This is a genomic window from Corynebacterium pseudogenitalium (genome assembly GCF_024453815.1).
Lineage (GTDB): Bacteria > Actinomycetota > Actinomycetes > Mycobacteriales > Mycobacteriaceae > Corynebacterium > Corynebacterium pseudogenitalium.
Window position 1 is genome coordinate 363,621 of record NZ_CP072934.1, and the last position, 24,538, is coordinate 388,158.

Annotated in this window: 26 protein-coding genes and 4 tRNA genes; 20 read left to right on the plus strand and 10 right to left on the minus strand. The window is 62.8% G+C overall.

The window, feature by feature from the left end:
• The first annotated feature begins 6 nt into the window (after positions 1-6).
• The 7 genes from KBP54_RS01635 to KBP54_RS01665 all read left to right on the plus strand — a co-directional run bounded on the left by KBP54_RS01635 (position 7) and on the right by KBP54_RS01665 (position 7,023).
• A complete protein-coding gene (locus KBP54_RS01635) occupies positions 7-966 on the plus strand; it encodes an o-succinylbenzoate synthase (protein ID WP_070975768.1) in 960 nt (319 codons plus the stop codon).
• Between the two features lie 146 nt (positions 967-1,112).
• Positions 1,113-2,693, plus strand: a complete 1,581-nt coding sequence (locus KBP54_RS01640; RefSeq protein ID WP_070975769.1) for an SLC13 family permease — start codon at positions 1,113-1,115, stop codon at positions 2,691-2,693.
• A gap of 15 nt (positions 2,694-2,708) precedes the next feature.
• On the plus strand, positions 2,709-3,146 hold the full coding sequence (locus KBP54_RS01645) for a hypothetical protein (RefSeq protein ID WP_070477489.1): 438 nt from the start codon (positions 2,709-2,711) through the stop codon (positions 3,144-3,146).
• Positions 3,147-3,157: 11 nt separating this feature from the next.
• The gene (gene menD, locus KBP54_RS01650) at positions 3,158-4,774 is read left to right on the plus strand and encodes a 2-succinyl-5-enolpyruvyl-6-hydroxy-3-cyclohexene-1-carboxylic-acid synthase (RefSeq protein WP_070975770.1); all 1,617 of its coding nucleotides are present in this window, start codon (positions 3,158-3,160) and stop codon (positions 4,772-4,774) included.
• Complete coding sequence (locus KBP54_RS01655; protein WP_418904464.1) at positions 4,774-5,199, plus strand: DUF3592 domain-containing protein; 426 nt, start codon at positions 4,774-4,776, stop codon at positions 5,197-5,199. The genes menD and KBP54_RS01655 overlap by 1 nt, the downstream gene beginning before the upstream one ends.
• Positions 5,200-5,202: 3 nt before the next feature.
• Entirely contained in the window at positions 5,203-6,324 is a 1,122-nt protein-coding gene (locus KBP54_RS01660) for a glycosyltransferase family 4 protein (RefSeq protein WP_256006126.1), read from the plus strand.
• 6 nt (positions 6,325-6,330) lie between these two features.
• A complete protein-coding gene (locus tag KBP54_RS01665) occupies positions 6,331-7,023 on the plus strand; it encodes a demethylmenaquinone methyltransferase (RefSeq protein WP_256006128.1) in 693 nt (230 codons plus the stop codon).
• Here the strand turns inward: KBP54_RS01665 and KBP54_RS01670 are convergent.
• On the minus strand, positions 7,013-8,239 hold the full coding sequence (locus tag KBP54_RS01670) for a geranylgeranyl reductase family protein (protein WP_256006129.1): 1,227 nt from the start codon (positions 8,237-8,239) through the stop codon (positions 7,013-7,015). The genes KBP54_RS01665 and KBP54_RS01670 overlap by 11 nt on opposite strands.
• A 145-nt stretch (positions 8,240-8,384) precedes the next feature.
• On the opposite strand from KBP54_RS01670, the gene KBP54_RS01675 reads away from it, so the two are divergent.
• From KBP54_RS01675 to rplA, 9 genes are all read left to right on the plus strand, one after another.
• Positions 8,385-9,401: a polyprenyl synthetase family protein gene (locus tag KBP54_RS01675; RefSeq protein WP_256006132.1), complete on the plus strand. Its 1,017-nt coding sequence runs from the start codon at positions 8,385-8,387 to the stop codon at positions 9,399-9,401.
• A gap of 82 nt (positions 9,402-9,483) precedes the next feature.
• A tRNA-Tyr gene (locus tag KBP54_RS01680) sits at positions 9,484-9,566 on the plus strand.
• Between the two features lie 198 nt (positions 9,567-9,764).
• Positions 9,765-9,837, plus strand: a tRNA-Thr gene (locus tag KBP54_RS01685).
• A 36-nt stretch (positions 9,838-9,873) separates the two neighbouring features.
• Positions 9,874-9,945: transfer RNA gene (locus KBP54_RS01690), tRNA-Met, on the plus strand.
• A gap of 63 nt (positions 9,946-10,008) precedes the next feature.
• Positions 10,009-10,084: transfer RNA gene (locus KBP54_RS01695), tRNA-Trp, on the plus strand.
• Positions 10,085-10,108: 24 nt separating this feature from the next.
• Positions 10,109-10,432 (plus strand): preprotein translocase subunit SecE, encoded by a 324-nt coding sequence (secE, locus tag KBP54_RS01700; RefSeq protein WP_252930988.1) that lies wholly within the window; start codon positions 10,109-10,111, stop codon positions 10,430-10,432.
• Positions 10,433-10,513: 81 nt separating this feature from the next.
• Positions 10,514-11,449 (plus strand): transcription termination/antitermination protein NusG, encoded by a 936-nt coding sequence (gene nusG / locus KBP54_RS01705; protein WP_256006134.1) that lies wholly within the window; start codon positions 10,514-10,516, stop codon positions 11,447-11,449.
• A gap of 167 nt (positions 11,450-11,616) precedes the next feature.
• Positions 11,617-12,045: a 50S ribosomal protein L11 gene (gene rplK, locus KBP54_RS01710; protein WP_070363143.1), complete on the plus strand. Its 429-nt coding sequence runs from the start codon at positions 11,617-11,619 to the stop codon at positions 12,043-12,045.
• A gap of 77 nt (positions 12,046-12,122) precedes the next feature.
• On the plus strand, positions 12,123-12,833 hold the full coding sequence (rplA, locus tag KBP54_RS01715; protein ID WP_070477499.1) for a 50S ribosomal protein L1: 711 nt from the start codon (positions 12,123-12,125) through the stop codon (positions 12,831-12,833).
• Between the two features lie 73 nt (positions 12,834-12,906).
• On the opposite strand, the gene KBP54_RS01720 is transcribed toward rplA, so the two are convergent.
• From KBP54_RS01720 to KBP54_RS01755, 8 genes are read right to left on the minus strand one after another with little or no spacing between them, the layout of a single operon-like run.
• Positions 12,907-13,344 (minus strand): PaaI family thioesterase, encoded by a 438-nt coding sequence (locus tag KBP54_RS01720; protein WP_070363141.1) that lies wholly within the window; start codon positions 13,342-13,344, stop codon positions 12,907-12,909.
• Positions 13,345-13,668, minus strand: coding sequence for a hypothetical protein (locus KBP54_RS01725; RefSeq protein WP_070363140.1), 324 nt, complete (start codon positions 13,666-13,668; stop codon positions 13,345-13,347).
• Between the two features lie 13 nt (positions 13,669-13,681).
• The gene (locus KBP54_RS01730; protein ID WP_070363139.1) at positions 13,682-15,340 is read right to left on the minus strand and encodes an acyl-CoA synthetase; all 1,659 of its coding nucleotides are present in this window, start codon (positions 15,338-15,340) and stop codon (positions 13,682-13,684) included.
• Complete coding sequence (locus KBP54_RS01735) at positions 15,334-16,155, minus strand: SDR family NAD(P)-dependent oxidoreductase (RefSeq protein WP_070477503.1); 822 nt, start codon at positions 16,153-16,155, stop codon at positions 15,334-15,336. Before KBP54_RS01735 ends, KBP54_RS01730 begins: the two co-directional genes overlap by 7 nt.
• Before the next feature lie 8 nt (positions 16,156-16,163).
• The gene (locus KBP54_RS01740; RefSeq protein WP_256000483.1) at positions 16,164-16,748 is read right to left on the minus strand and encodes an aromatic-ring-hydroxylating dioxygenase subunit beta; all 585 of its coding nucleotides are present in this window, start codon (positions 16,746-16,748) and stop codon (positions 16,164-16,166) included.
• Between the two features lie 21 nt (positions 16,749-16,769).
• Positions 16,770-17,978, minus strand: coding sequence for an NAD(P)/FAD-dependent oxidoreductase (locus tag KBP54_RS01745; protein ID WP_256000484.1), 1,209 nt, complete (start codon positions 17,976-17,978; stop codon positions 16,770-16,772).
• Complete coding sequence (locus tag KBP54_RS01750) at positions 17,975-18,325, minus strand: non-heme iron oxygenase ferredoxin subunit (protein WP_070363135.1); 351 nt, start codon at positions 18,323-18,325, stop codon at positions 17,975-17,977. The genes KBP54_RS01745 and KBP54_RS01750 overlap by 4 nt, the downstream gene beginning before the upstream one ends.
• Positions 18,326-18,358: 33 nt before the next feature.
• Positions 18,359-19,672: an aromatic ring-hydroxylating dioxygenase subunit alpha gene (locus tag KBP54_RS01755; protein WP_070363134.1), complete on the minus strand. Its 1,314-nt coding sequence runs from the start codon at positions 19,670-19,672 to the stop codon at positions 18,359-18,361.
• A 285-nt stretch (positions 19,673-19,957) separates the two neighbouring features.
• Here KBP54_RS01755 and KBP54_RS01760 point away from each other — a divergent pair, with 285 nt between their 5' ends.
• From KBP54_RS01760 to dmpG, 4 genes are read left to right on the plus strand one after another with little or no spacing between them, the layout of a single operon-like run.
• On the plus strand, positions 19,958-20,887 hold the full coding sequence (locus KBP54_RS01760; RefSeq protein ID WP_256006137.1) for a 3-carboxyethylcatechol 2,3-dioxygenase: 930 nt from the start codon (positions 19,958-19,960) through the stop codon (positions 20,885-20,887).
• Positions 20,888-20,900: 13 nt separating this feature from the next.
• A complete protein-coding gene (locus tag KBP54_RS01765; RefSeq protein WP_070363132.1) occupies positions 20,901-21,686 on the plus strand; it encodes a 2-keto-4-pentenoate hydratase in 786 nt (261 codons plus the stop codon).
• Positions 21,687-21,701: 15 nt separating this feature from the next.
• A complete protein-coding gene (locus tag KBP54_RS01770; RefSeq protein ID WP_070363131.1) occupies positions 21,702-22,631 on the plus strand; it encodes an acetaldehyde dehydrogenase (acetylating) in 930 nt (309 codons plus the stop codon).
• A 1-nt stretch (position 22,632) separates the two neighbouring features.
• The gene (dmpG, locus tag KBP54_RS01775; RefSeq protein ID WP_070363130.1) at positions 22,633-23,682 is read left to right on the plus strand and encodes a 4-hydroxy-2-oxovalerate aldolase; all 1,050 of its coding nucleotides are present in this window, start codon (positions 22,633-22,635) and stop codon (positions 23,680-23,682) included.
• Between the two features lie 23 nt (positions 23,683-23,705).
• Here dmpG and KBP54_RS01780 read toward each other — a convergent pair whose 3' ends face one another.
• Entirely contained in the window at positions 23,706-24,470 is a 765-nt protein-coding gene (locus KBP54_RS01780; protein ID WP_070363129.1) for an IclR family transcriptional regulator, read from the minus strand.
• Between the last annotated feature and the right edge of the window lie 68 nt (positions 24,471-24,538).

Consider the following 24,538-nt stretch of genomic DNA (forward strand, 5'->3'; position numbering starts at 1 on the left):
GGCCCTATGCCTTCTTTATTGCCTTCCGTTGACGAGATCCTTGAGCGCTCCCACGTTGTAGCCCTGCCCATGGTAGTGAAGTTCCGCGGGATCACCACCCGTGAGGCCCTGCTTATCGACGGCCCCTCCGGCTGGGGCGAGTTTTCTCCCTTTGTGGAGTACGGCCCTGAGGAGTCCGCGCAGTGGCTGCGCTCCGGTTTGGAGGCCGCGTTCGATGGTCTGCCGGAGGCTTCCGGCCCGGTGCCGGTGAACGGCACGGTGCCCGCGGTGGACGCCGCCCAGGTGGAGGAGGTGTTGGAGCGTTTCCCGGGGATCGGGACGTTCAAGATTAAGGTGGCCGAGGCTGGCCAGACGCTCGCCGACGATGTTGCGCGCGTCGAGCGGGTGCGCGAGCTGCGTCCCGACGCGACCCTGCGCGTGGACGCGAACCGGGGGTGGAGCGTCGAGGAGGCGGTGCGCGCCGCCGACGCGTTGGGGGAGCTGGAGTACATCGAGCAGCCCTGCGGGAGCGCGGAGGAGCTCGCGGAGGTGCGTGCGCGGGTGCGTACGCCGATCGCGGCGGACGAATCGATACGCCGGGCCGCTGACCCGCTGCGTGTCGCCGAGCTGGGTGCGGCGGATGTTGCCGTGTTGAAGGTTGCGCCGCTCGGGGGAGTGCGCCGCCTGCTGGCGCTGAAGCGGGACCTGGGGATGGATGTGACGGTGGCCAGCGCCCTGGACACCGCGGTGGGGATGTACGCGGGGCTGGTAGCGGCGCAGTGCGCGGATTCGCGTGCAGCGGGATTGGCTACGCAGCGGCTGTTCGTAGAGGACGTCGCGAAGCCGCGGCCGCTTGTAGACGGCTGCCTCGAAGCCACCCCTGTTACCCCCGATCCGGCGCGTCTGCACGAGTTGCGGGCTCCCGCGGAACGTCGCGACTGGTGGTTTCAGCGCGTTCGGGACTGCATGGACACCATGCGGGGGTAAAAACGTGCCCGGGCGGGGGTGGAAATGTTTGATTAATCTGTGCATTCTTGCGACATTTGATGTGTGAGGGCGTAACGTCTCCCACGCGAGGGTGTGAAAGATCACCTTTTTAGCTGTTGTGTGAATCCTGTTCGAAAGGATCGAAAATGTCGACTCCCGTGATGCACGAATCGTCCGCGCTCTCCGACGGCGAGCTTGCCAAGTCGCCCGAACCGGGTGAGTGGCGTCGCCAACTCATTGGTTTGATCGCAGGTGTGCTGCTTGCGCTGCTGGTGTACTACATCTTCCCGGGCAGCGCTGCCGAAACAGTGCAGCAGTCCTCGGGCGCCGACCCTGAAACGACCTACGACGCCGACGTAATGCGCGTCGTCGCCGCTACCACCGTGCTCATGGCGGCGTGGTGGATGACGGAGGCGATCCCGCTGGCGGCAACCGCCTTGCTACCGATAGCGATCTTCCCGGTGATGGGCGTGGCAAAGTTCAGCGCGGTCTCCGGGCCGTACGCGTCGTCCACGATTTTCCTCTTCATGGGTGGCTTCCTGATGGCCCTCGGGTTGCAGCGTTGGAATCTGCACCGCAGGCTCGCGCTGGTGGTCGTGCGCATTGTGGGTACCAGCCCGAAGCGCATCATCTTGGGCTTCATGCTGGCCACTGGCTTCATGTCCATGTGGGTATCCAACACCGCGACCGCGGTGGTCATGCTCCCGATTGGTGTTTCCGTGTTGACCCTGACCGCTGACTCCGTTGGCGGCATGCAGAACCAGAAGAAGTTCGCTACCTCGCTCATGCTGGCAATCGCGTACTCCGCGTCGACTGGCTCGCTCGGCACTCTGATCGGTACCCCGCCGAACGCCCTGCTGGCTGGCTACATGAAGGAAGCACACGACATCACGATCGGCTTCGGCCAGTGGATGCTCGTCGGTATGCCGATGGCGATCCTGCTGACCGTGATCGCCTGGTTTGTCCTGATTAACGTGTTCAAGCCTGAGATCGACCGGATCCCCGGTGGCAAGGAGCTCATCGATGAGGAGTACCGCAAGCTGGGCGCATGGACCTTCCCGCAGGTGGCCGTCGGCATCATCTTCCTGATCGCGGCACTCGCTTGGATCTTCATCCCGCTTGGTATCAAGCAGTTCGGTTGGGAGTTCCCGTACAACGACGCCATCGTCGGCATCATTGCCGGCCTGCTGATGTTCATCGTGCCGGGCACGAAGGAAGGCAAGCGCCTGATGGACTGGGAGACCGCGAACGAGATGCCGTGGGACGTCCTGCTGCTGTTCGGTGGTGGCCTGTCCCTGTCCGCGATGTTCACCTCCACCGGCCTGTCCCTCTGGATCGGTGAAGCCGCAAAGGGCCTCGCTGTGCTGCCGACGATCCTGCTCATCATGGCTGTCGCCGCACTGGTGCTGGGCCTGACCGAGCTGACCTCGAACACGGCGACCGCCGCCACCTTCCTCCCGATCATGGGCGGTGTCGCGGTTGGTATCGGCCTGACCGAGGCGACCGAGATGAACATCTTGCTGCTGGCCATCCCGGTGGCGCTGTCCGCAACCTGTGCGTTCATGCTCCCGGTGGCAACGCCGCCGAACGCGATCGCGTACTCCTCGGGCTACGTCACTATGAGCGAGATGCTCAAGGGCGGCCTGTGGCTGAACATCATCTCCCTCGGCCTGATCACCGTGGTGACCTACTTCCTGGCGGTGCCGGTGTTTGGTTTGGTGCTCTAGCGGTACGCTAGCAGCATGGATAACCAGCAACGTCCAAAGCAGTACTTCCCGGACCCGGAGCATCAAACGCAGTACTACGAGCCGGAAGCCTATTACGAACCCCAGTCCTATTACGAGCCGGAGCCGCAGCGCTCCAACGGGCTCGCAATTGGGCTGGGCATTGCCCTTGCTATCGCACTGTGCGCTGGCACGGTGCTGTTCTTCCTGTGGCGCAGCGCCGCAGCCGAGGCGGACAAGCCGCCGGTGACCTCCACGGTGACCGAGACTGCCGTGTCTACGGAGACGGTCACGGAGACCACGACGAAGCGGCCGAAGTTGCTGCCGGACCGGGGGCGCGGGGAGAGCGGGGAGACCGTGGCACCGACCGAGCCAGCCGTCGAGGTGCCGACCGAGCTTCGCGGCCTTTTCGACGACATCGTCTCCGGTGCAGAGAGCGCCCTGCAAGGACAGTAAGGTAGGTGGCCATGAACTCGATGGATATTGCCCGCCAGGTCGCCGAGTCGCTCTCGCAGCACGTCACGGACGTGGTGATGTGCCCAGGTTCGCGCAACTCGCCGCTGGCGTACGCGCTGCTCGCACGCAGGGACATCACCGTCCACATGCGTATCGACGAACGCTCCGCCTCCTTCACCGCCCTCGGCCTGGCGCGCGTGCAGCGCCGCCACGTTGGCGTAGTGATGACGTCCGGCACCGCGGTTGCCAACACGCTTCCGGCCATGGTGGAGGCGCACATGGCGCACGTGCCGTTGGCCGTTATCAGCGCCGACCGGCCCGAGTGGATGGTCGGCACTGGGGCCTCCCAGACGATTTGGCAGCAGGGCATCTTCGGCCACTACGCCAAGACGCAGCAGGTCACCAGTGTGGAGGAGGCCCGCGCGCTGGACTTCGGCGCAGCCCAGGTGCACGTCAACGTGGCCCTGGACACCCCGCTGGTGCCCGACGCCCTGCCGGAGCCGGTGGGGAAGTCGCGCCGGGTTGGTCCGGGTCGCCTGGCCACGAAGCCCGCGTGGAGTGACCACGGCGCCGTCGACGTCGACCTGACGAAGGACACGCTGGTTATCGCCGGCGACGAGGCCTGGGACGTTCCCGGGCTGGAGCACGTGCCCACCATCGCGGAGCCCACCGCGCCGACACCGTTCCACCAGGTGCACCCGCTGGCCGCGCGCTTCTTTGCGCAGAGCGAGGTCTCGATTAGCCACGACGGCGGCGATTTCGCAGCGTCGACGAAGCCGGAGCAGGTCATCGTGGTGGGACACCCGACCCTGCACCGCGACGTGATGGCGTTGCTCGCCGACCCGGACATCACCGTGATCGGCATTTCGCGCACGGAGACGTTCACGGGCAATCCGCAGCTGCGCGGTTCGCGAGTCAACGCGACCGGCCAGCCGCGCCAGCAGTGGATCACTATCTGCGAGGCCGCGGGCGGCGTCGGCGCGAACACGGTGCGCGACGCTCTCGCCGACGCCGACTACGGGTTCACCGGCATGCACGTCGCCGCCGCCGTGTGCGACACCCTCGGGGTCGGGGACACGCTGGTGTTGGGGGCCTCCAACCCGGTCCGGGACGCCTCCTTCGTCGGCATGCCGTTCGACGGCGTGCCGACCTTCTCCCCGCGCGGCGCCGCGGGCATCGACGGCACGGTCTCCCAGGCAATCGGCATTGCCCTTGCCACGCAGCGCCTGCACCCGGACGAGATCCGCGCCCCGCGCACCGTCGCGCTCATGGGGGACCTCACCTTCCTCCACGACGCCGGCGGGCTGCTCATCGGGCCCGACGAGCCACGCCCCGGCAACCTCACCATCGTGGTCGCCAACGACGACGGCGGTGGCATCTTCGAAACGCTCGAGGTCGGGGCGGAGTCCGTCCGGGACGACTTTGAGAAGGCGTTTGGTACGAGGCACGAAGTGGACGTCGAAAAGCTGGCGGAGGCCTACGGAGCCGACTACCGCCGTGCCGAAACCCTTGCCGAGCTGCACGAGGTGCTGCTTGAGCTGGAGGCGCAGCCCAGCCCGATCACCGTCGTGGAAGCGCGCACCACACGGGCCACCCGGCGAGCGCTCGCGCAGCGGCTGCAAAAGTGATCCGCTGGAAGCGACGCGCCCAGCAGCTCGTGTTGGCGCTGTATACGTGCGCGATGCTCGGCTGCCTCGCGATGGTCGCAGGGCCAGCCATCAACGACTGGCGCATCGCCCGCGATCCCGGACGAGGCCTCGCCACCGTGACTGGTGTGAGCAAGATCCGCACCGCCGTGGAGTATCAGGATGACCGCGGGCGCACACATTCGCCGGCGACCGGTCTGCTGTACCCGACTGGGCTCAGCGAAGGCCAACAGGTGTGGGTGACGTACTCGCGCACCGACCCCGACCTGGTCAAGGTTGAGGGCCGCGGCTGGACGCTGTCGCTGATCCCTGCGCTGTCCGTCGCCGTGGTGGCAACGCTTGTGGCTGCCGCGGCCTGGAAGGGCGTGGGGCGCTTCGTGCGCGAGGACAGCGAGGGGGAGGCGTAGCGGATGCGCGTGGCCATCGTTGCCGAGTCCTTCCTGCCGAACGTCAACGGGGTGACCAATTCCGTGTTGCGCGTGCTCGACCACCTTCGCGAGTACGGCCACGATGCCCTCGTGATCGCCCCCGGGGCGCGCGAACACCAGGAGGAAATCTCCCACTACCGGGGCTTCCGTGTGGTGCGCGTGCCCACCGTGCGCGTGCCGATGGTCAACTCGCTGCCCATCGGGGTCCCCACCAGTGCCGTGCGCGCCGCGCTCGCTTCCTTTCAGCCGGATGTGGTGCACCTGGCCAGCCCGTTCGTGCTCGGGGCGGCCGGCGCGTTCGCCGCGCGCCAGCTGAAGGTGCCTGCGGTAGCGCTCTATCAAACCGACGTGGCCGGGTTCGCCACGAAATACCACCTTCCGGCGCTGGCGAAGCTTTCGTGGGACTGGACACGGCGCCTCCACAACGCCTGCCAGCTCACGCTCGCGCCGTCGTCGGCAGCGGTGGAGCAGCTGCGCAGGCACGGCATCGAGCGCGTCCACACGTGGGGCCGAGGTGTCGACGCCACTCTCTACCACCCCCGCCGCCGCAGCGAGGAGCTGCGCCGCACTTGGGACCCGAGCGGGCGCAAACGCATCGTCGGGTTCGTCGGCCGCCTCGCCGCCGAGAAGAGCGTGCACCGCCTCGCACCACTCTGTGGCCGCGAGGACCTGCAAGTGGTGATCGTCGGCGGCGGCCCCGAGGCCGACGAGCTGCGCGCCGTATTGCCGGGCGCGGTGTTCTGCGGCCCGCTCACCGGCGAGGAGCTCGCCCGCGCCTACGCCAGCTTCGACGTCTTCGTACACCCCGGCGAGTTTGAAACCTTCTGCCAAACCATCCAAGAAGCTCAGGCCAGCGGCGTGCCCACCATCGCGCCGCGCGCCGGCGGGCCCATCGACCTCATCGCCGAGGGCACCAACGGCCTCCTTCTCGACGTCCCCACGTTCACCACCGAACTGCCCCACGCCGTCGCGTGGTGCCTCGACGAGATCAGGTGGCAGGACCTTCGGGTCGCGGCCCGCGAGTCCACTTCCGGCAAAACGTGGGAGGCGCTGTGCCGACAACTCGTCGAGTATTACGAACAGGCACAGCGCGCGCTACAGTAGAGCGTTATGGCCAAGGCAGATCTGGAGAAGAAGCCCTTCGACGTAGCGGGCATGTTTGACGGCGTCGGCGAGAAGTACGACATCACCAACACCGTGTTGTCCTTCGGGCTGGACAAGTACTGGCGCAGGCGCGCCCGCGAGCGCCTCAACCTAAAGCCGGGGGAGAAGGTGCTCGACCTCGCCGCAGGCACCGCCGTGTCCACCGTGGAGTTGGCGAAGTCCGGCGCGTGGGTCGTCGCCTGCGACTTCTCCCAGGGCATGCTGGCCGCCGGTCGCGACCGCGACGTGCCCAAGGTCGTCGGCGACGCGATGCACCTGCCGTTCGCCGACAACACCTTCGACGCCGTCACCATCTCCTACGGCCTGCGCAACGTCTACGACTTCGAGGCGGGCCTGCGCGAAATGGCGCGCGTGACCAAGCCCGGCGGGCGCCTTCTGGTCAACGAATTTTCGACGCCCATCGTCCCCGGCTTCCGCACCCTGTACAAGCAGTACCTGCCGGTGGCGCTGCCGCTGCTGGCGAAGGTGTTCTCCTCCAACGCGGAGGCCTACGAGTACCTCGCCGAGTCCATCCGGGCGTGGCCACACCAAGAAGAGCTGGCCGCCGCCATCAACCACAACGGGTGGGCAGGCGCCGGTTGGCAGGACCTCTCGCTCGGCATTGTGGCGCTGCACAGCGCCGTGAAACCTACAAAGTAGCGTCCCACAGCGGCGCGTTCACCGGCACCGCGCGCCCGGCCGCGCGCCACGCACGCGAAATCAGGTCCGTGTCTTCTTCGGTGACCAGGTTGCCCATCAGGCGTGCCGCCGCCGGCATCAGGTGGCGTCCTGCCACCCCGCGCAGCGCCAGCGGGCCCGCCACCGGCAAGAACTGCGGGTAGGTAAGCAGGCGGGCCGCCGTGCGCGCCAGCGCGAACGCCTGGCCGTAGGCCTCCCGCAGGATGAGCGGCCACGCCAGCGTGCAGTCCTTGCCCTCCTGCAGCAGTTCCACCGCCATGACGGCGGTTTCCATGCCGTAGTCGATACCCTCGCCGTTGAGCGGGTTCACGCACGCCGCCGCATCCCCGATGAGCACCCAGTTCGGACCCGCCACGTTCGAGACTGCCCCGCCCATCGGGAGCAGGGCGCTGGTGACCTGCTGCGGCTCGCCCAAGGCCCAGGTGTCACGCTGCTGGTCCGCGTACTGGTGCAGCAGCTTCTTCGTGTTCACACGCGCCGGGCGGGCGTCCGTGGACAAGGCGCCGCAGCCAAGGTTCACCGTGCCGTCGCCGAGCGGGAAGATCCAGCCGTAGCCGGGCTGGATGGTGCCGGTGTCGTCGCGAAGCTCCACGTGCGAGTGCATCCACGGCTCCCCGGACATGGGGGAGGTGCAGTAGGAACGCGCCGCGATACCGAAGACCTCGCCCTTGTGCCACGTACGGCCCAACAGCTTGCCGAACGTCGAACGAACCCCATCCGCCACGATCACCCAGCGGGTGCGCACCTCGCCGCGCGCGGTGTGCACGGACTCGATCAGGCCGTCCGCTCCGAACGCCACGTCCGTTGCTGGGCAGTCCTGCCACACAGTGGCACCCGCGGCCTCAGCCTCCGCGACCAGCGCGGCATCGAAGGTTGCGCGCGGGCTCGCGGAGCCCTCCGTGCCGTAGACCCCGTCCGGCCACGGCGCCGTCACATCGCCCCCGTACCCGTGCAGTCGAAGGCCCTTGTTGCGGTAGGCGGGCAGCACGTGCTCCAGGCCCAGGCGGCGCAGCGTATGCACGGCGCGTGGGGTCAGGCCGTCGCCGCAGGTTTTGTCGCGGCCAGGCGAAGCGGCGTCGAGAAGCAGGGTAGAAAACCCAGCTCTCTGGGCGGCAATGGCCGCCGTGGCCCCCGACGGGCCCGCGCCCACAACTACGCAATCAACAAACTCAGTCACGAGTCCACATTGTGCCAGATAGCGCAGGCACACCCCATTACTGCAAAAAATGGAGGGTGTGGACTACGGTTAGTGATGTTAACCGCGCGCAGCACATGCCCCGGGCATGGCGCAATGAGTACTTTAACCTGCAAGGACATCATCGATGACCAACGGCATAACACCGTCACCACGCCATGGATTTCGCATGGACCTAGGCGACGACGCCCTCACCGAGCGTGTTACGAAGGGCATGGGCGACGTTGAAACGCTGCTCAGGGAACGCCTCCAACAAGGTGAAGCGTTCATTACCGACAAAGTGATGCACCTAGCAGTCGCTGGCGGCAAACGCTTTCGTCCCCTCGTGGCGCTGCTCTGCAGCGAGTTCGGCCCCAACCCGGGCGCCACCAACGTCATCAAAGGCGCCACCACCACCGAGATGGTGCACCTGGCCACCCTCTACCACGACGACGTCATGGACGAAGCCGAGAAGCGCCGCGGCGTCGACTCCGCCAACATGCGGTGGAACAACACCGTCGCCATCCTTGCTGGCGACATCTTGTTCGCACACGCCTCCCGCCTCATGAGCGAAATCGACACCGACACCGTCGCCCACTTCGCCGACACCTTCCAGGGCCTGGTCACCGGCCAAATGCGCGAGACAGTCGGCGCCCAGGGGGAGGACCCAGTCGAGCACTACCTCAAAGTTATCGACGGCAAAACCGCCGTCCTCATCGCGTCCGCGGCTTACCTCGGCTCGCTGCACTCCGGGGCGTCGCGCGACATCGTCGAGAGCTGCTCCCGAATGGGCAGCGCCATCGGCATGATCTTCCAGATCGTCGACGACATCATCGACATCTACTCCGACAGCGCCCAGTCCGGGAAAACCCCAGGCACCGACCTCCGCGAAGGCGTGTTTACCCTCCCCGTGCTGTACGCGCTCGAAGAGGACTCGCCCGCGGCAGAGGAGCTTCGTAGCCTCCTCACTGGCCCACTCGAAAACGACGCCGACGTCGAACGGGCCATCACTCTGCTCGGCCAGACGCAAGGGCGCCAACGCTCCCTCGCCACCGTGCACGAGTATCTCGACATCGTCGAGCGCGAACTCGACTTCCTTCCCGACGGCCCCGCAAACCAAGCACTGCGGCAGGTCTCCGTGTACGCTATCGAACGCGTCGGATAGCGGTGGGATATGCCCTCTGTGCACGCGATTTGCCTTATCGCGGGTGCGTTGATGTAAAGTAGTCCACGCACTTACGGTGCATGCCAGGTTGTCCGAGTGGCCAAAGGAAGCGGACTGTAAATCCGCCGGCGTACGCCTTCAGAAGTTCGAATCTTCTACCTGGCACCGCAAGCCCGTCTCTCACAGAACGTGAGGGGCGGGCATTTTTCATGTTGTAGTGACGCGTTATAGCGTGCACGAAGAAGGCGTCGAAAAGCTATTGCTACCTGGCGATTTGCGTTCAATGATAGAACCGGGTTAGTCTTTCAAAGGCTTCAACGGAGCGGACACACCAAAACGGTGAGTTCACAACATAGAGGCTGTGCCCCCTTAGCTCAGTCGGCAGAGCGTTTCCATGGTAAGGAAAAGGTCGTCAGTTCGATTCTGACAGGGGGCTCTGTTGTTTGTATGGCCCTCGTGGCGGCAAACACATGGCGGTGTAGCTCAGTGGTAGAGCAAGCGACTCATAATCGCTGTGTCGCGAGTTCAATTCTCGCCATCGCTACTCACCTCAAAACGGGAAACGCGTTTCCCGTGGTAGGGTTAGGAGCACTGTTCACAGTGTCCTAGGGGCGTGGCGCAATTGGTAGCGCAACGGTCTCCAAAACCGTAGGTTGCAGGTTCGAGTCCTGTCGCCCCTGCCAAAACTTGTAGTTAGAGGAGTTCTTTTGACTAATCCGCAAGAACACAACCCAGCACAGCCCACCGGCAAGCGCCAGCTGCGCGGGGTTTCCTCTGTTTCATCCGCTTCCTACGAAGAGAAGCACGCGCCCGCCAAGCAGGAAGAGGACCGCGAAGAATCCCTCGGCGGCGGCCCAGGTGCGTTCCCGGGCGAAGTCGTCCAGGAAATGCGCAAAGTCATCTGGCCAACCGGAAACCAGATGCTCAACTACACCCTCGTCGTATTCGCATTCCTCATCGTGCTCACCGCACTCGTGTGGGGGACCGACCGCCTCGGCACCATGTTGATGCAATGGGTATTCATCCGCTAACATGAACAACAAGTGATTGTCCCGCCACCTCAACCTCGAGGTAAGGCGGGATTAGTTTTTGCCACACCAAGGAGAAACACCATGACCACCGAGCCGGAAAACCTGGAAAACCTGGAAAACGCCGACATCGAAGCAACTGAGCAGGAAACCGAACTGCAAGCCGAAGAGGAAATGGTCGCCGAAGGCGGCGCCGTCACCGAGGCCACCGATCCGGAGATAGAAGAGGCCACTGTAGAGGCAGACGAGGCCGTTGAGGCCGTCGAGGAGCCGGTGCAGGAGGGCGACCTCACCGCGGCCGAGTCGCCGCTCGCTGAGGGCGCTGAGGGTGCCGAGGTTTCGCAGGCTTCGGGTGCTTCGGAGGCTGACGATGACTCCGAGTACCGCGCGCGCCTGCGCAAGTACGTCCGTGAGCTGAAGAAGCTGCCGGGCGAGTGGTACATCATCCAGTCCTACTCCGGCTACGAAAACAAGGTGAAGACCAACCTCGACATGCGTATCCAGACGCTCGAGGTGGAGGACTCCATTTACGACGTGGTCGTGCCGATCGAGCAAGCTATCGAGAACAAGGACGGCAAGAAGAAGCTCGTCAAGCGCAAGCTGTTGCCGGGCTACGTCCTGGTCCGTATGGACATGAACGACGCCGCGTGGTCCGTCGTGCGTGAAACCCCGGGCGTAACCAGCTTCGTGGGCAACGAGGGCAACGCTACCCCGGTCAAGCACCGCGACGTGGCGAAGTTCCTGATGCCGAAGGCTGAGCCAGCTACCGGCGAGGACACCAAGCCGAACGCCGAAGGCGAGACTGTCGTCGCGATGCCGGAGGAAGCAGCGCCGAAGAAGATCGACCACGACTACAAGGTCGGCGAAGCCGTCACCATCCTGTCCGGTGCCCTGGCGTCCGTGTCCGCCACCATTTCCGAGATCGACGAGGAGACCGGCAAGATCCAGGCGCTCGTGTCCATCTTCGGCCGCGAAACACCAGTCGAGCTCACCGCTGACCAGATCGAACGCATCATGTAACCGTTTGCGTTTGAGCCTAGTGGGGGCGTAAGGTTGAACGTCGCGTGTGCCGTAAGGCCCGCGACGTTTTTTCGTTCTCCCCGGTGGCTCCGTCAAGCGGGGCATCCGGAAGTGCTCCTGCCGTCATCGTGGCAGGCGGCACTGTACCAAGGAATTGAGGTAATTCGATGGCTAAGAAGAAGGTCACTGGCCTGATCAAACTGCAGATCGAGGCAGGCATGGCAAACCCGGCTCCGCCGGTTGGTCCTGCGCTGGGTGCACACGGCGTGAACATCGTTGAGTTCACCAAGGCATACAACGCTGCAACCGAGTCCATGCGCGGCAACATCATCCCGGTTGAAATCACCGTGTATGAAGACCGCTCCTTTGACTTCATCCTGAAGTCCCCACCGGCTGCATCCCTGCTGTTGAAGGCAGCTGGTCTGAAGAAGGGCTCCGGCGTCCCGCACACCCAGAAGGTTGGCTCTGTCACCTGGGATCAGTGCAAGGAAATCGCCGAGACCAAGAAGAAGGATCTCAACGCCCGCGACATCGAGGCTGGCGCCGCGATCATCGCTGGTACCGCCCGCTCGATGGGCATCACGGTCGAGAAGTAATTCTCACCGTCTGTGGGAGCGCCGGCCAGGCGCGTACCACATTTCCTGACAACACCATTTTCTGAAAGGAAATCAACATGGCTAAGAAGTCCAAGCGCTACAACGAGACGCTGGCAAAGGTCGACCGCGACGCGTTCTACCACCCGCTCGACGCCGTCAAGCTGGCACAGGAGACCTCCTCCAAGAACTACGACGCCACCATCGACGTCGCAATGCGTCTGTCCGTCGACCCTCGCAAGGCTGACCAGCTGGTCCGCGGCACTGTCAACCTGCCACACGGCACCGGTAAGACCGTCCGCGTCGCTGTGTTCGCAGAGGGCGAGAACGCAACCAAGGCTGAGGCTGCAGGCGCTGACATCGTCGGCACCGACGCACTGATCGAGCAGATCAACGCCGGCAACATCGACTTCGACGTCGCAATCGCGACCCCGGACCAGATGGCGAAGGTTGGCCGCGTCGCTCGCGTCCTGGGCCCACGTGGCCTCATGCCGAACCCGAAGACCGGCACCGTCACCACCGACGTCGCGAAGGCGATCGAAGAGACCAAGGGCGGCAAGATCGCGTTCCGCGTGGACAAGGCTTCGAACCTGCACGCGCTGATCGGTAAGGCTTCCTTCACCGCTGAGCAGCTGGCCGAGAACTACGGCGCTCTGCTCGACGAGGTGCTGCGCCTCAAGCCGGCATCTGCGAAGGGCGTGTACTTGAAGAAGGTCACCGTCTCCGCAACGCAGGGCCCTGGCGTCCCAGTGGACACCAACGTTGTGAAGAACTTCGCTAAGAAGGCGTAAGCTTCGGCGTTTTACTACGCAAAACACCCCAGTCGATTCGTCGACTGGGGTGTTTTCTACTCTTGCGTCTTGGTTACTGTTTGGGGCGCGGCACCGAGTAGGTGAAGGTGAACTTCGACAGAATGGCGCCTGTGACCTCAGAGTGTGTCTCCACGTCCGCAACGATGATGGTGCGACCCGCCCTCACGATGGAGGCGGTAGCGATGGCGTCACCCTCCTTGGTGTTGGACACCACGTTGCCAGCTACCGAGACAGCGAGCGGGAATACGCCTTCTGGTACCTGCTGCATCGCCAGCCAGGTGCCGCACAAGTCGGCTTGGCCGAACAGCGCCGGGGCAGAGAACATGCCGGCCGGCTGGGCGATTGCCTTGTGCAGCGGCATACCGAGCTTGACCTGGTCCTTGTTGCCGTCGATGGCGTAAACGCGCAAGGTTTGTGCCACGTCTTGGACGCCGCCGTCCTCGCGGTAGAAGTGCGCCCAGCGCTTCTGGAACTCGTTAAGTTCGGCCATTTATTTCAACTCCAGTCCGTCGATATCCATGGATTGGTTGGTGACCCAGTCGGGTTCAGCAACCAGGAGGGAGAACTCTTGGCCGTCACGCTGGGTGACGTCCAAGACGTACCGCAGCCCGGCCTCCTCCGCGGCGATGACGCCGTCGGTGTCGCCGACAGGCACAGGCACAATGACGCGCCGACACTCCGGCTGCTGTTTGAACACCTCAGCCACGGTCTCCTTGATTTCCGCGGTAGTCCCGAGGTCCACCACGGTGTCCGTGGTGCCGTACGGGTACGTGTGCTTCAGCGGCGATTTGGTGATGTTGCGGTAGTCGAGCATCGTTTCCGCCTCCTTACTTCTGTGCGTCGGGCTGATTTTGCGATGATACGACGGACTGGCTGGCAGTCTCGGGATTCTCGCCGAACATCGCGCGCACTTCCTGGCGTAGCTGGATCTTGTTGATCTTGCCTGCCGGGTTGCGTGGGATTTCGTCCACGTGCACAACGCGGGTTGGCAGCTTGTAACGTGCCAGGTAGTTCGCACAGTGGTCGCGGACTTCTTCCAAGGTGAGTTCCTTGCCGTCCTTGACCTGCAGGACGGCGACGACGGCTTCACCCCAGCGCTCGTCGGGGATACCGATGACGGAGTTAGCCAGGATGTCGTCGTGTTCGGCGAGGACGCGCTCCACCTCGGCGGGGTAGACGTTCTCTCCGCCGGAAATGATCAGGTCCTTGAGGCGGTCGACGATGAAGAAGTATCCGTCCTCGTCGAAGTAGCCAATGTCACCGGAGTGGAACCAGCCACCGGTGTACGCCTTCTGGGTTGCTTCAGGGTTGTTCCAGTAGCCGACGGCTACGTTTGGGCCCTTCACCCACATCTCGCCGGGAACGCCTGGTTCCTTGATGTGCTGCCCGGTTTCGGTGTCCATCAGTTTGACTTCGGTGTGCGCCATGGGGATGCCGCAGGAGCCGAGCTTTTCCATGGTCCTGGCCGGTGGGAGGTAGGTGGCAAATGGGGAGGTCTCGGTGAGGCCCCACGCCTGCTGGACGACGGAGTCCTTCTGTTCCCAGTACGTGCGGATCAGCCGCGGTGGCACCGGGGCGCCTGCGCAGATGATGACGCGGAGGCTAGAAAGGTCGGAGTCAGCGAACTCGTCGTGCTGTGCCATTGCCTCGAGCTGTGCCGGCACGAGGAACGCCGAACCGATCTTGTACTGGGCGACGTCCTTGAAGATGCGGGCTGGGTCGAAGGTACGGTGCACCACAACCGAGTTGCCGCGGCCGAAGGCGCGCACCGCGAAGGAGTTTAGCGCGCCGACGTGGAACAGCGGGGCGGACGCGAGCGTCGCGTCGCCGATGCGGCTGTCGATCGCTGTGTCCACGTTGATCTGGTTCCACCATAGGTTGCCGAACGTGATCTGGGCGCCCTTCGGCAGGCCAGTCGTGCCGGATGTGAACAGCAGCAGCGCCAAGTCAGACATGGTGCGTGGCGTCGGCTTTTCCACCGCCACGGTTTCGTACTCGGAGCTTTGCGAGGTCCGCGACCAGTACAGCGGGATATCGCTCTCTGGTGGGGCGGCCTCGTCGTCATCGACAACGAGGACATGGTGGCGCTCCACGCCGTAGATGCGCTTTGCCTCGTCGAGGAACGTGCCCTCCACGATGATGCTGTTCGGGCTGCCCATCGCCAGCAGCTGCGAGACTTCGCCCGCAGCCAGGCGGAAGTTCACAGGCATGAACACTGCGCCGATCCACCAGGACGCGAACATGCCATACATGAAGGAGCTGGAGTTCATACCGAAGTAAGCGACGCGATCGCCCGGATTCACGCCAGCTTCCTTCAGCTGGGCCGCCCAGCGGACTACGGTGTCACGGAACTCACCGTAATTGATTTCTTGGCCTTCGTAGGCCATCGCCAAGCGTTCTGGCTGCCAGTCAGCGTGGCGCTGTACTTGGAAGCAAGGGCTGACGTCGAGAGTGTTTGCGTCGTGCTCAACACCGCGAATTAACATAGGTTGTCGCCTCCGGCAGTCTTAGCGAAACCGCGAGCCGCGATTCCGCCATCAATCTTGATCACTTCGCCGGTGATGTTCGCGCCGTCTTTCCTGGACGCCAACAGCACGTACGGCCCGGTGAATGCATAGGGGTCAGTAGAAATGTCGTGGAGTGGTAGGTATGGGTTGCCGCCGTCGCCGCGCTTGTCCATGATGTCGGAGAACTTCCGGTCATCCAGGCCAGCGGACGCGGGGCCGGATAGGTTCGTGCGCATGCCGCCAACGCCGACACCGTTGACACGGATTTTCGGGGCGAGCTCGTACGCCAGCTCAAGCATCATGCCTTCGGCACCGTGCTTGCTTGCGGTGTAGACCGGCCCGCCGCCGGCCGCGTAGGTCGATGCGTTGGACAGCGTGAAGATCAGCGAACCGTTCGACGCTAGCAAGTGACGCCACGTAGCTTCCGCGGTGAGCAGGTAGCCCTTGAGGTTGACGTTCATGACGTCGTCAAAAATGGCGCTCATCTCTTCGCCGTTGAGACGGGTGATGGAACGGTTGTAGTCCCAGATGCCAGCGTTTGCGATGACGGTGTCCAGGGATCCGAACTCCGCCACGGCAGCGTCGACGGCTTTGTGTAGCGAGTGTGTGTCGGTCACGTCCGCCTCGAGCGGCAGGACGTGCTCGCGGCCGATCTCGTCGGCGACGCTTTCGCATCGCTCGAGCGAGATGTCCACAACTGCTACGCGCGCACCTTCTTCAACGAAGCGCTTCGCCAGCGCTGCCCCAAGTCCGGAGCCACCACCAGTAATAAGTACGTGTTGTCCTTGTAGCATGTCGGCCCTTAGAAGAAGGTAGAGATGTTCTTGGAGTTCAGAACGTTGATGTCGAGCAGGATGCGGCGGTCAAAGACCTTCCACTTCGGGCCGTCCTCACCGTCCTTCGCGGGGCGAAGCAGGTCGGTGCGGGTGCCCACAAACTGGTCCTGCTCGCGCTCGAGGCGAGTGCGCCAGACGTAGAAGTTGGTGCGGACCTCGAGCGCCTCGACGGCGTCGGCGCCTTCACCGACGGTGACGTGCCGTGCGATCAGGTTCGTGATCAGGTGGCGCGTACGCGACGGCGGGTCTTCAGCCCACGCCATGCCGGAGTCGAAGCGGCGGATGCGCCACGCTAGCGAGTCGTAGGTTTCGTCGTAGAAGGCCGGGCCGTCCTCGTCCGAAATGGAGAGGGCCTGCTCGCGGCGGAGGCGGTTCGTGCGGGTTGGTGCCCAGTAGAAGAGGTCTTCGTCGAAGTGGGTCAGCCAGTCGACGTAGCGTCCCTCGTCGAGGAGGGTGGCTTCGTCGTAGTACATGTTTTGGAGATCGAAGTAGGTGGTTTGGTCCACTCGCTCCCCGGGGGTCACGTCGTCGCGACGTAGAAAGTCAGTCACGAGTCCATTCCTTTCTTGTAGCTATCGAGCAAGTTTCTTCAGAGGAATCGATGCGTCAGCCAGCTTGTCCTTATCGACGGCAATACCGCGGTCGATGATGCGACGTGCCGCACGAACAGCCATCGAATCTTCGATTGCTGCCGCGCCAACCAAGGCGCCGTTCTCGTCGAGGCGCAACGCGACGGCCGGGCGACCCTCCGCGTCATTGCGGATGATGGTTTCGCCAGGGATAGTCATGTCGCCGGTGCCCTCAACGTGGATGCCGTAGCGGTCGGACCAGAACCAGGACGCGGAAAGTTTCGGAGATGGGCCGTCGATAATTGAGGCGGCGGCTGTCTTTGCTTCCTGGATTGCGGAGTCCCAGTGCTCGTGGCGGCGAAGTAGCGTGCCATCCTCGAGGCGGGTGCGGGCGCAGTCGCCCACAGCCCAGATGGAGGAGTTCGACGTGCGCTGCTGCTCATCCACCAGGATGCCGTTATCGGTCTCCAGACCAGCGGATTCGGCGAGGACCGTCTCCGGGATGATGCCGATACACAGCAACACAGCGTCAACCGTGACGGCGTCGTGGCCGTCGAGGCCGATGTGGAACCTGCCGTCAGACTCCTCGATGCTAGAGGTCATCGCGTTGATGAACTCCACGCCGTTTTCCGCGTGCATGTCGTGGAGGCGCTGCGCCAGCTCAGGACCGACAGCAGGGACCAGGGATACCGGTGCAGGGTCGATGAGTACCACGTCCGCGCCCAGCTTGCGTGCAGAGGACGCGACCTCTGCACCAACAAGGCCAGCGCCAATGATGCCCAATTTCTTGCCTGGGCCGATCAGCGAGCGCAGCTTGTCAGCGTCCTCAGTAGTGCGCAGCACCACGACGTTGTCGCTGTCGAAGCCCGGCGCACTGCCGCGACGAGCAGTACCACCAGTGGCGATAACGAGGTTGTCGTACGCAACCTCCTCACCGCCCTCCAGCACCAGCTTCTTCGATTGCGCCTCAACGCGCTCAACGGTGGCTTGCTTCAACACAATGTTGTTTTCCTCGAGCCACTCCGCCGGGCGGAACTCAATCTCAGCGCGCGTCTTCTCGTTGGTCAGGTAGTCCTTGGACAGCGGTGGGCGGTCGTACGGAACACCAAGCGGATCAATGATCGTGATCTCACCGGTGTAGCCGTTCCTGCGCAGCTCATCAGCGACGGTAAAGCCGCCGATTCCGCCGCCTACGATTGTCGTGCTGCTCACTTGTCGGCTCCTTCAGCAGGCACGCCTGGGTAGAGCCAGACTTCTTCGCCACGCAGCTCAACCTTGTGCGTGTTGGTGTCCTCGGTCGCTGGCATGCACTGCACCGCGCCAGTCTTCATGCAGAACTGGCTGGAGTGCACCGGGCACTCAACCATTGTGCCGTCGACCCAGCCGTCAGACAGGTGAGCGATTTCGTGAGTGCAAATATCGTCGAGGGCGTACACCTCATCGTCTTCGGTGCGGAAGAGTGCAATCGGCTTGTCGTATCCCGACATTTCCTCCGTGACCAGGAAGCCTTCCTCCTGCTCGAGATCGTCCAGGTCAGCAACTTTTACTGGTTCAGCCATGGTAATTCGGTTCCTTTCGAGGGTGTGTTTGGTTTACTTCTCGTGCCAAGCTGGGGTCGACATCAGTTCGCGCCAACGGCGGTACAGCGCACGACCAGCAGCGTCTGAATACAGTTCGGATGTAGTGCCGGGGAACCCTTCACGTTCACCGACCGTGGCCATACCCATCTGGTAGTTCAGCGGGGTGTTGCCAACCATGAAGCCATGCGCGATGGACTGGCACTCAGACCAGTTCTCGCCGTCGTCCTGCTCGAAGATGCCCGACGGGCCAAAAGTGCGCAGGTTATACAGGCGCTGCGCGCGAGCCACATCCTCCGGCATCGAACGGTCCAGGACAGTCCATGCCCAAACTTCCATCTTGTTCGGACCCTTCGGGTGCCAGACGCGGATCGAGCCATTCACCGGAAGGTAGGAGAAGTTCGGGAACACGGTTGCGTGGCCGTTCGTCATCGGGCCCATCACCTGCTCAGGGGAGAGCCGCTCGCGCAAGAAGTCGTAGTCGTAGTACTCGTGGACCGGCTGGGCGTCGAAACGGTTCTTCGGGTGTACTGGGAAGCCCGCGCCGTTGCCGTGGTCGTCGTGGTACTGCACACCGGTGCGCTCCGCGATCTCCTTCTTCGGGCCCTTGCCCGACGGGGACATCACCATCAGCGCAGAGGCATGCGACATGTTGACGTGGTACCAATCAGTAGCGAACTGCTCCGCTGCCAACTTCCAGTTGCCGTCGAGCACCCACTTAGTGACGCCACCAACGACGTAGGTGCCTTCAGGGTCTCGGTCCATGAATGCGTCGATGTACCAGCGCATATCACCAAGCGCATCCTCGAGCGGCTCGGCGTTCTCGTCCCAGTTCGCGAAGATGAGGCCCTTGTAGGACTCCACGCGTGGCACCGTGACCAGCGGCCAGTCGTCCTGGGAGAAGTTCTCGTCGTACTGCTCCTTGCCAGGAAGGTTGACGAGGTTACCGTCGAGGTCGTACGCCCAGCCGTGGTACGTACAGGTAAACATCTTCGTGCGGCCCTGGTCGGCGCGGCACACGCGGGCACCGCGGTGACGGCAGCTGTTGAGCAGCACGCGGATTTCGCGCTTCTTGTTCATCGTCGCGATGACCGGGTCTTCGCCCATGTACGTCTGGAAGAAATCGCCCGGTTTCTGGAACTGCGACTCGTGGGCGATAAACAGCCAGGAACAGGCAAAAATGCGCGACATTTCCTGCTTATAGACGGCCTCGTCCGTAAAGACTCGACGATCTACCAGGCCACCTTCAGGGTCGACCATGCCACTGACGTCGATGCACTGATCCAATTCTGCCGGCCGCTGTAAGCCGGACTTTGGTGGCGTTGCCATAGGTAACTCCTTCGCACCTAGTGATAGAAAGCACAATTACTTCTGAAGCGTTCTTTGCTTCACACAATTCTTAAGCTACATGGGGGCAGTTATGTTCGCGTATGTGTTCCAGTGAATAGAACAGAATCTGTGGAACGGGGGTAGGGAACGAGGGTAGTCCAGGCATTCTTGCTTTTGAGTATGTGGTTTAGTGTTCCAAAACCCGGAACGAGGGTGCGGAGTGTGATGCGCTACTTCTACAGTCAGATGTGACAGCTGATAAACCCAGCCCCGGAGGAGGTCACCATGAGCGTAAAACTTATTGCGCTGTCCCACAGCCCGCTGCTCGGCATCAACGAGCCAAAACCAGAGGTGAACGAGGCGCTGCAAGACGCATTCGCAAAAGCCCGCAAAGCCGCGGAAGAATATGACCCAGATCTGGTCATCGTCTTCACGCCGGACCACTTCAACGGGTTCTTCTACACCCTGATGCCCCCGTTCTGTGTAGGCCTACAAGCAGAATCGATGGGTGACTACCTCACTACGCCTGGCCCATTCGACGTGCCCGAGTCAGCCGCAGAAGAGCTCGCGCAATTCGTTATCGACCAGGACGTCGACATGGCAATCTCCCGCCAGATGGTTCTCGACCACGGCGGCGCACAGCCTGTCGAGCTGCTCTTCGGCTCCCTGACCGCCAAGCCAGTCATCCCGATCTTCGTCAACGGAGTCGCCCGACCGTTCACCGCGATGCAGCGCATCCGTGTGATGGGGGAGGCCGTCGGCAAGTGGGCGAAGGCCCAGGATAAGAAGGTGCTGATGGTTGCCTCCGGTGGCCTGTCCCACGACCCGCCGCTTCCACGCTGGGCATCCGCAACCGACGCGCAGAAGCACTTCATGCTCCACGGCCACCCGGACCAGGCCGACCGCGACGCTCGTGAAGCTCGCGTCATTGCTGCCGGCAAAGAAGGTGCCACAAATGCAGGAATCATCGACATCAACCCAGAGTGGGACGAAAAGTTCATGGCGGACTGCATCTCCGGCGAATCGACACGATTCGACGCCTACGACGCCGACACCATGGACGACGAAGCCGGTCACTCCTCGCACGAGGTGCGCACCTGGGTTGCGGCGTTTTCCGCGCTGACCGCCGCCAACGGTGGAGTCAACGCCGAGTTCACGTTCTACCGCCCAATCCCAGAGTTCGTCGCAGGCTTCGGCCTGGTCATCGCATCATAGGAGAGACAGACAGATGAGTAGCCGTGAGGACTCCCTGCGTACCATCGCAAACGACCTGCTCGCCGCGTACCCGTCCTGCGAGCCGATCGCGCCACCGCGCACCGTCGTCGCCGACCTTGACATCGCCGACGCCTACGCAATCCAACAGATCCAGGAAAAAGACTTCGTTGCCCGCGGACACAAAGTTATCGGGCGCAAGGTTGGTCTGACCTCACTCGCAATGCAGCAGCAGCTGGGGGTCGATAGCCCAGACTTCGGGTTCTTTACCGACGCCGACCTCTACGAAGTCGGCACCGACATTGCAGTCGACCGCTTCATCTCCCCGAAGGTCGAACCGGAACTCGCGTTCGTGCTCGGGAAGGACCTTGAACCGGGCGCGACACTCGAAGAGGCCCGCAAGGCTGTCAAGTCCGCGCACCTTGCAGTCGAAATCATCGACTCACGAGTCCGTGACTGGGACATCCGCCTTGTCGACACCATCGCCGACAACGCTTCGTTCGGCGCCATCGTGTGGGACCCGACCCCGCTCGATCTCGACTTGGAGGAAGCTGCAACAGTCCACGCGACGATGACGCTCGACGGCGAAGTTGTCGGAGAGGGCGTCGGCAAGGATGTGATGGGCGACCCGCTGCTCCCGCTGCCGTGGCTCGCAGGCATTCTCGACGAGCAAGGCACCGCCCTGCGCGCCGGTGACATCGTGCTTACCGGTAGCTTCTGCGGCGCAGTCGCTTTCAAAGCAGGCCAACACCTCGCAGTATCCTACGGCCCATACGGGGCCATCGACGTCCGGTTTAAATAGGTTTGGAGCACCACAATGCAAAAGAAAATGACAGCAGCCATCGTCGGATCGGGCAACATCGGCTCCGACCTGATGATGAAGCTTTTGAACAACGAATCCAACATTGATCTGCGCTACATGGTCGGCGTCGATCCAGAATCGGAAGGCCTCAAGCGTGCGCGCGAAAACGGCATCGCGGCCTCCCACGAAGGCGTCGACTGGCTCCTGCAACAGGATCCGCTTCCAGACCTCGTCTTTGAAGCAACCTCGGCGGGCGCACACGCAGCAAACGCACCGCGCTACCGCGAAGCAGGCATCCGCGCCATCGACCTCACCCCGGCGGCCGTCGGCCCATTCTTCTGCCCATCGGTCAACCTGGATGAGCTCGAAACCGTCGACAATGTGAACATGATTACCTGTGGCGGTCAGGCCACCACCCCGATTGTCGCGGCAGTATCCCGCATCGTAGACGTCGAATACGCGGAGATCGTTGCGTCGATCTCCTCGAAGTCTGCGGGTCCCGGCACCCGCGCTAACGTCGACGAGTTCCTCGAAACCACTGCCGCCGCCCTCGAACAACTCGCTGGCGCGAAACACGCAAAAGCCATCATCATCCTCAACCCCGTCGAGCCACCAATGATGATGCGCAACACCGTCTACTGTGCCCTTCCTCCAGAAGCCGCGGCTCCTGGCGAACTGCAAGACCAGATCGCCGCGTCCATCAAAGAAATGGCAGCGAAGGTGCAGCAGTACGTACCGGGCTACCGCCTCACCGCAGATCCACAGTTCGAAGAAGCCCGCGACGACTGGAACGGACTCGGTCGTGTTTCCGTCCTCATCGAAGTAGAAGGGGCAGGCGACTTCTTGCCGGACTACGCCGGCAACCTCGACATCATCACATCGGCAGCAATTGCCACCGCAAACAAGTACGCCGAGCTCGTGTCGGCGCAGAAGCAAGGAGCATAGTATGAACACGGTTGCGAGCGATGTCATCGATGGCATCCCGACACACAAAATCCGCCTCAACGACACGACCCTGCGTGACGGATCCCACGCCGTACGCCACCAGTACACCAAAGACCAGGTGAAAAAGATCGCCCGCGCGCTTGACGACGCCGGCGTCGAAATGATCGAGGTCACTCACGGCGACGGGCTTGGCGGGTCTTCCTTCAACTACGGCTTCTCCCACACCCGCGACATCGAACTCATCGAAGCCGCAGTCGAAGAAGTCAAGAATGCGAAGATTGCCGCACTGATGCTTCCAGGCCTGGGTACCGTAAAGGACCTCAAAGAAGCAAAGAGTGCGGGCGCATCCATCGTGCGCGTTGCCACTCACTGCACCGAGGCAGATATTTCGATCCAGCACTTCCAGGCAGCACGGGAGCTTGGTTTTGAGACCGGTGGCTTCCTGATGCTTTCACACCGCATCCCACCAGCAGAGCTTGCGAAGCAGGCCCGCATCATGGTCGATGCCGGCTGTCAGTGCGTCTTCGTGGTCGACTCCGCCGGCTACCTGGTGATGAACCAGGCCGCGGACCGCGTCAAGGCAGTCGTTGAAGAGATTGGCGACGACGCACAGGTCGGCTTCCACGGACACCAGAACCTCGGTTTCGGGGTTGCAAACTCGTTGCTCGCTGTAGTCAATGGTGCTCGCCAAATTGACGGCACCCTGTATGGGCTTGGTGCTGGCGCCGGTAACGCACCGATCGAGGTGTTAGCCACGGTGTTCAACCGCACCGGCATTGACATCGGCAATGTTGATCAAGCCAAGCTTCGTGACGCCGCTGAAGACGTCCTGAAGCCAATGGTCGAGCGTCTCCCAATGATGGACCGCGGCTCCATCGTCCAGGGTGAGTTTGGCGTTTACAACTCCTTCTTGCTCCACGCGCAGCGCGCCGCGGAACGCTATGGTGTGCCTGCAGCGACCATCCTGGAAGAAGTCGGTCGCCGTGGTTACGTCGGTGGTCAGGAAGACATGATTATCGACGTCGCAATCGACCTGGCAAAGCAGAAGTAGCGAAGTAGAGCGCGTATGCGGGTTTATCCCGCGTGCTTCGCTCTCCACGCACGAGTCCCGGATCCACAAATCTTTTTGAGGACCGGGATTACTGTTTTGGGCTGAAAGTCTTCTGCGGGAAAGGAAACGCTCATCGCGGCAATCGGTACGCCCTCGGTGCCGAAAATCGGGCAGGCGACGCAGCATAGACCTTCCGAAATTTCCTCAAGGTCGTAGGCGATACCTTCATCGCGGATCTTTTTCAACGTTTCACGCAGCTCATCCGGGTCTGAGATCGTGTGCGGGGTCCATGGCGCGAGCCCCTCACGGATGATGCGCTCGGTCAGCGTTTCGTCGTACGCCATAATTGCTTTGCCAATGCCAGTCGCGTAAGCGGGAATGAGGCCGCCAATGCGTGACGGCGCTGTCACACCACGGACGGAAAAGAGCTTGTTCGCGTAACGAACGTTCGTCCCTTCAACATGTCCAAGGTGGACGGTGTGTCGAGTGCGCTCAAAAAGCGCTGCCAAAAATGGTGTGAGCAACTCTGATACCTGAGCGGTTTGCTCGGAATACACCTCCGGTGTTGACGCCATTCCGAGCGCCGGGTTGAGCCGATAGAGCTCGTTCGCTTTGAGGACGGCATCATTTTCCACCAGCTTGTTAAGAAGGCGGTGCGTCGTCGACTTTGGAAGATCGACGCGCCGGGCTAACTCTGAAACGCCAACCCCGTTGACGTCCTCGCTCTTGAACGCTTTCAGAATGCCGAACGCCTTGTCGATGGAGTTTGGTTTTGCGTCTTGAACCATAGGCTCAGTGTAACCGGATAGTGTCTATCGTGTGCCACGGACTGGAACACTCCGGCGTGTGCGTGGGT